Genomic DNA, 6344 nt, shown 5'->3' on the forward strand with positions numbered 1-6344 from the left:
GCAGCAAGGCCGCCTCCGGGTAGCGCGCCGAGGCAAAGATAAAAAACGCCGAATTCGGCAGCGGGCTGTCGGTGTCGGCGGTAATCAGCCGGTCGGGCTCGGGGCCCGGGTAAGTGCTCTGCCCGGCCTGCGCCCAAAACTCGCAGTCGTAACGGTCTAGATAACAAGCATCGTCCAGGCCGTGAAAATCTCCCAGCCGCAGCACATGGCTGACCCTGCCCAGCTTATCCAGCTCCGCCAGCCCGTCCTCATCCAGACGCACCGGATTGATCAACACCAGCGCTTGCTCGTGGCGAACAATCACCATATTACGATTCATCCGCATCCCCGGCCCCATGCGGATACTGCCGCGCAGCAGAAACACGTCGGGGTAGAGCTGACGCAGTGCGTCGTGGGGGTATGCCGCTGGAAACATTCTTCCTCCTTGAAGGTCTCGTTCAGCTTTACTGGCAGGCACTCCTGCACAGCGCTTTGCTTTCTACCTTAAGTTCAGCGGGCAAGCGGCGCAAGCGCTGCTATCGAGCCGGGCCACTCGCCACACCGCACAGGCAGCCGAGTACCGCGCAGCAGGCAGCGCAACAAAAAAAGAAAGAACAGGGAGAGGAAGTGCCCAGCGACCTAGCACTTGCAGGCCGGCCGCTGGCTGGCGAGTGCTTAGCGCGGCTCGCAGATAAAGACTGGAATATCGCGCTCGGTGCGCGCCTGGTATTCATCGAAGTCGGGGTAGAGTTCGCACAGCCGTGGCCAGGCGGCCTGTTTTTCTTCGGCGCTGAGGCGGCGGGCGCGCAGCGGCGTGCTCTTGCCACCCACGGTAACGGTAATGTCGGGATGAGCGCTGACATTGTAGTACCACACCGGGTTTTTCGGCATGCCGCCCTGCGAGGCCACCAGATACACGCTGTCGCTGCCCTCGCTCACCGGCAGGTAAATCAGCGGGGTTTCGCGCTTGGCGCCGGTTTTGGCCCCCTTCATTTCCACCAGGCAGATGGGAAAGCCGCCGGGGAAGTTTTTCCACAGCCGGCCATTGGATTTTTTAAATACCCAGACATTGGCGCGCGAATAGTACTTCATCACCTTGCTGACCAACGGCACCAGCTTTTCGGGGATGGCTTTAACCTGCTTGTCGCCACCGGCAGTAGCGTTAGGACCTTTGTTCATGTGTTCTCCGTCATCAATGTGTTGCGCCGCTGCCCTTAGCAGTGGCGGTAATTCGCTTTGCGTTTTTCTAAAAAGGCGGCGATGCCCTCGGCGGCATCGGCGCTGGTCATCAGCTCGCGCATGGCACGGCCCTCGGCCTCCAGTCCCGCCTCGCCAACCTCGTCGCCCGCCGCCTGCAGGCAGCGGTGAATGCGGTCGATGGCCAGTTGGCTGTGGGCGGTAATGTCTTCGATCAGGGCAATGGCCGCAGCCCGTTCCTCGCCCTGCTCGGCCACCAACCGCGACACCAGGCCCATTTGCAGGGCTTCTTCCGCTTTAACGCTGCGGCCGGTGAGCATCAGGTCGGCGGCGCGGGCGCGACCGATCAGCGCTGGCAGCAGTTGGCTGCCACCGTAGGCCGGCATCACCGCCAGCTTGATTTCCGGCAGTGCCAGTTTGGCCGCCGGGCCGGCCACCCGCAGGGTGCAGGCCAGTGCCAGCTCCATGCCGCCGCCGTAGGCCAGGCCCTGAATGGCCGCCACACTGGTAATGCTTGAGCGGTACAGGCGCAGCATCAAGTCGCGCGCGCGGTCACACTTGGCAAAGCCCTGCTCCATACTCAGCGTCGCCGACTCTTCCAGATCGGTGCCGGCAGAAAACGCCCGCCCCTCGGCGGCGATCACCAAACCGCGCAGGCGGCGGCGCTCGATTTCGTCCAGGCAATCTTCCAGCCCCTGCAGCACCGCATTGGTAATGCCGTTCAGCTTGTCCGGGCGGCTCAAGGTAAAAATGGCGTAAGCCTCGCGCCACTCAATATGAAACCCTTCGGTAGTCATGTGTCGCCCCTCCCTGCCGTGAATTAGCCGGCAAGGCTAGCAACGCCGCGGCCGCGCGACTAGCGAAGATGAAGGGACGCCGCCATTGTCGCACCAAATCGGCAACTGTGGCTGCCCCCTCCCGGCCGGTCAGCCAAGGGCTAGAGCCAAAACACCAGCAGCGACATCAAGATAACGCTGAGCGCGCGATAGCCCACCTGAATCAGCAGCAGCTTCAGCCCCCAGCCGCAGAACAGATTGTCGGACAGCATCGCCGGAAAGATCACCAAGCCAGCCAGCAGCACGCCCAGCTCCAGTGCCATCTCCGCACTGGAGACGGTTATCATGCTGTGCAACAGCACCACCGCCAGTGCCTGCAGCGCGCTGGCCAGCACACTACCCACTATCGGCAGCCGCGACTTTTCCAGCGTCTGCGGCGTTTTACCCACACAGGCCAGCCAGGCATTGCCAAACAGCGCCGGCGAATACCACAGTGCGCCGAGCACCATGCCGGTAATCGTCGCCAGCAATACATCGATCACATCTACTGCCACGCCGCGTCCCTCCTCACTCTTAACCCGCGCCCGCCAGCGGGGCCGACATATGGCTATAAACACTATAGCCAATCAGCGCCAGCGCTACCCACGCCAGCAGGCCGACCACCGTTACCCGCCAGCCGTCGGGGTTAAGCGAGGCGCAAAACGGCCGGCACAGGGCGTAGCCCAAACCCTTGATCAGCACCTCGAACACCAGCTCCACCAGAACATGGCCCAGCAGGCGCAGCGCGCCGCCGAGGGCCTCTCCGGCGATATCCGCTAATGGCATAAGGGCCTCCTTGATTTCTGGGTTCTGGGTTCTGGGCAAACTGCGCCCTGCCCTTGCCGCAACAGACTCAAGCATAGCGGCTGGCGCTGGGGGCGATCTACCGGCTGTTTAGTTTAGCTGCGTAGTTTTGGGGGGATGGTTTCGGGGGATGGTTTCGGGGCATGGATGAAGGCGGCATTGTCCGGTCGGGCTGCGCCTTCGCTCTTGCCAGGCCAAGAGCACCCCACAGTGCTAAGAAGCCAGGGGGTGGAGCGACTTGGCGTCAATGGTGTTTACCCCATTGCTAGTCCTTTGAGGGGTCTACCTCGTTGCGAGGTTTCTTAGCCTTACTTCTCTCCGCTTTTTCCGCTCTCCTATTCTTCTTCCGCTCATTTTTATCCGTTACGATCTTAAGCGCTTCCGGCTTCGTTAGATTAGGGTGTTTAGCCAGTAACTCTGCGACCCGGTCATCAACCTTAGTCATTGCTGTTCCTCGTGGTTTTTTAAAATGTAGAACAATGGCGACCTACCTCAAAACGCTAGAGCGTGGAGGTAGAAAGCCAGTGCTGTTTGGGGAAATACAGAACCCATGACCCTGAGCCCATTGATTCCTTAACCGTGGCTGCGGCCTGAAAGCGCGATAATACGCTCATTTTCTCTGTTGCGGAGGGTTTTGGTTTCGCCGTGCTGGGCGACTGGCTGCCTCTTTGCGCGCCCAAAGAGAAAGTCAGCAAAGACAATGCGCTTTGTGCATTGAGCGCCGCTCGTCGGCGACCCGAAGGGCGAGGCATGCAATGCCGAGTAAAAAGGGCAGCCCGCACCACTGTCGTCGGCTGTCGCCGCCGACTCCCTGCGCGCGATGCGACTAGCAACCAAGACTCTGACCCCATTATTTCGTTAACCCGGTACCGGCCTGCGGGCCCGATAACACGTTCATTTTCTCTGCTGCGGATGGCTTTGGTTTCGCCCTGCTGGGCGACTGGCTTTCTCTTTGCGTGCCCAAAGAGAAAGTCAGCAAAGAGAAAGGGCACCCCGCATCACTGCCGTCGGCTGTCGCCGCCGATTCCCTGCGCGCGGCGCGGCCAGAGCGGGCCCTGCGGAACTCGCTGCGCTCAGACAGTCCTCGCGCAATTCCCGCACTGGCCACGCCGTGCTCGGCAGCACTGAGGGGCAGGGGCTTGGGCAGTGAATTTAGGCTTTACTGCAATGCCCCCTACTCAGAATCAATAACGATGACCCCATTGATTTGCTGACCGGCCCAGCCCGTCGCGCAATCAGCATTTTGGCTTTTTCAGATTTCGGCATGAACATTTTTTGACAATTTTCGGACGCTCCCCCGGCATCACGCCGACCCCCGCCCGGCATTCACTGAAACACTGCACGGCGGCGTAATATTCCGCCTGCTTTTGTGAACAGGTTTTTGGCTTTACTGGCGGTGCTTGATACTGAAACGGCTCAGGCAGTTTATAGGGAGCTGCCTCTGCCGAAGATCGAGAGGGGGAATAAATTCTCTCAATGTTCTTCTTCCTCTCCGCCAGGGCCTCGGCCTCACTTTGCTGCGCCGCTTTCGGCACTACCAGTTGCAACGCCTCCCCCTGCGACCGGTATTTCGCCGGAATCGCATCACCGAAATGCTTTACCCCGTTTTCGTCAGTCCAAGTGTATATCTCCGCCGAAATTGTGGCCGTGCCAAGCAGAAAAATCAGTGCTAATACCGCGCTAACCGTTTTATTCATAAGTAGATCCATCTACGCGTGATGTGTGAACAGTACAAAATGTGGGATGCAGGCAGCCTTCCTACACACCGTTTGGCTACATCTTATAGTGGCTTTTGTGCTGATCATCGCGGTTTCACGCCTGTTGGGCAACAGGCGTCTTGCTACGCCAAAAGCCACCAGCCTATGCATGCTGAGCTTCGCTTACCGGCAAACGGGGGGACTAAGTATATCGGGCCGGGTGAAAGCCGCCGCTGCAATGCGTTCCGCCAGCACGGGCGCAGCGCACCTCGTAGTTCCCGCAATGGCCACGCCGTGCTCGGCAGTGCTGAGGGGCAAGAGCTTGGGCAGTGAATTTAGGCTTTACTGCAATGTCCCCCTACTCAGAATCAATGACTCTGACCCCATTGATTTCTGGACAACAGCAAGGCAAGAACCGAACTGGGTTGGCAGCCCCGCCCCATCGAAGAAGCCATCGGCGAGGCCATTACCTTTTACCGGCAGCATCGCCGCAGCAGTTGAGCCAGGACACAGCCTGCGGCCCGCCACTCCCAATAGTATCCCCAGGGACAGGATGAACCCGACCCCAGCTTCCCTGCGGAGGCTAGCCCGTTGATTACGGCCGCACGCGTGTCATAACCGGCTGACCTGAGCCCACTTATCTAGAATGGTAATCCCCCCGATAATTAACGGGGGGATTACCATCAAGGATGTTGTTAGCTTACCGCTTACCAAAAGAATACAGAGAAATTTCTGCATCAGTTGAGTTGTTTTAATTTAGTTACGGCTTCTAAATTCCTCCATAATTGGGAGGGAAATGCGTCGATGGGACTATAGCTACGTCCATCGCCTGGGATCAAAGGTCTACCATCCCATCTCACGTCATAGACCTTGTAATCATTTGTCGAGATTATTTTGGTAATTCCAGAAATGGCATTATCGATTTCAATAGAAAACCGATCGTAAATACGTCTATCTATCGCTATCTTAAAAATGTCTTTAAAATTTCCTAGTGGATTCTTGACGTGAAAGACAATACTCGGCGGCTTAAGATCTCTATCGCACTGGCTCCAGCTTGGCGCCCAAATCTCGGTCGACAAGAAGACTACATTATCCTTTAATTCTTCGTCCTTCATGTATTTGCAAGCCCATTTTTTATTATTTTCATAATTCCAGGTCATGCGTCCGAATGAAAGGGAGCCGCCTCTTAATTTCCCTCCAACCATTATACATTGTGAACTTCGTATAGCCGCTTTAGCGTCTGCAAGAGAAATTATGTCGTCGAGGCATGGAAAACATTTCTCCCATATTGACCAATCATAGAATCGGGTCGTTGTGTCTGGCATGCGAATTAACCAGACACGAGCAATATATTCGAATGGATTTTTACTAAGAGTAATCGTCATATCAATCTAATCCAGGCGGGTGTATTCCTGGGACAGTTTACTTAATTCGTGATTTCGGGCCGGGCTTTTTCTTTCGAAGCTCTCTTCCTGTCAGTTGCTCCAACGCTGTGACAAACGCATCGTCGCCAGCCGGCCTCCCTTTCTTCCGGCACTGCGACGAAATGCACATGATTACAGTAGGCCAAAATCGAGACGCCCGCGTCGCTTTTGCGCCTCGAAACCAGATCTAGGTAATACTGATAGTCGTCAGCGCAGCAAAAGGTCTTCATGCGCCACACACCGCGCTGGGTGCTATGGTGAGGGTAATTTGGTACAACCAATCGCGGCATCCTTGCCATTTCTTTACTCCTTGATTCGCCTACTTACTTCACTATAACTAGCATGCCTAAATTAAGTAAACTGTCCCCGGAATTCCTCGGGCTTTTGACTGACCTGTATGCGCCTGACTTGTAAGCGCTTAGCCAGGC

Annotated in this window: 7 protein-coding genes; all 7 read right to left on the bottom strand. The window is 57.0% G+C overall.

The genetic code is table 11. The annotated features are described in order from the left end of the window. Window positions 1-415: hypothetical protein (locus tag ABYM29_RS14230; RefSeq protein WP_372865447.1), on the bottom strand; the 415-nt coding region annotated here is incomplete at its 3' end. Window positions 416-654: 239 nt separating this feature from the next. Further along, window positions 655-1158 carry a nitroreductase family deazaflavin-dependent oxidoreductase gene (locus ABYM29_RS14235; protein ID WP_372865448.1) on the bottom strand — a complete coding sequence of 168 codons (504 nt, stop codon included), beginning with the start codon at window positions 1156-1158 and terminating at the stop codon, window positions 655-657. Between the two features lie 35 nt (window positions 1159-1193). Further along, window positions 1194-1973 carry an enoyl-CoA hydratase/isomerase family protein gene (locus ABYM29_RS14240; protein WP_372865449.1) on the bottom strand — a complete coding sequence of 260 codons (780 nt, stop codon included), beginning with the start codon at window positions 1971-1973 and terminating at the stop codon, window positions 1194-1196. A gap of 140 nt (window positions 1974-2113) precedes the next feature. Continuing rightward, a complete protein-coding gene (locus tag ABYM29_RS14245) occupies window positions 2114-2506 on the bottom strand; it encodes a DUF1761 domain-containing protein (protein WP_372865450.1) in 393 nt (130 codons plus the stop codon). 19 nt (window positions 2507-2525) lie between these two features. Beyond that, window positions 2526-2777, bottom strand: a complete 252-nt coding sequence (locus ABYM29_RS14250) for a hypothetical protein (protein ID WP_372865451.1) — start codon at window positions 2775-2777, stop codon at window positions 2526-2528. A gap of 1253 nt (window positions 2778-4030) precedes the next feature. Then, the gene (locus ABYM29_RS14255; protein WP_372865452.1) at window positions 4031-4492 is read right to left on the bottom strand and encodes a DUF4124 domain-containing protein; all 462 of its coding nucleotides are present in this window, start codon (window positions 4490-4492) and stop codon (window positions 4031-4033) included. Window positions 4493-5229: 737 nt separating this feature from the next. Next, window positions 5230-5877, bottom strand: coding sequence for a hypothetical protein (locus tag ABYM29_RS14260; protein ID WP_372865453.1), 648 nt, complete (start codon window positions 5875-5877; stop codon window positions 5230-5232). Window positions 5878-6344 lie beyond the last annotated feature (467 nt).

The organism is Spongiibacter sp. (genome assembly GCF_041602295.1).
In the GTDB taxonomy this organism is placed as follows: Bacteria; Pseudomonadota; Gammaproteobacteria; order Pseudomonadales; family Spongiibacteraceae; genus Spongiibacter.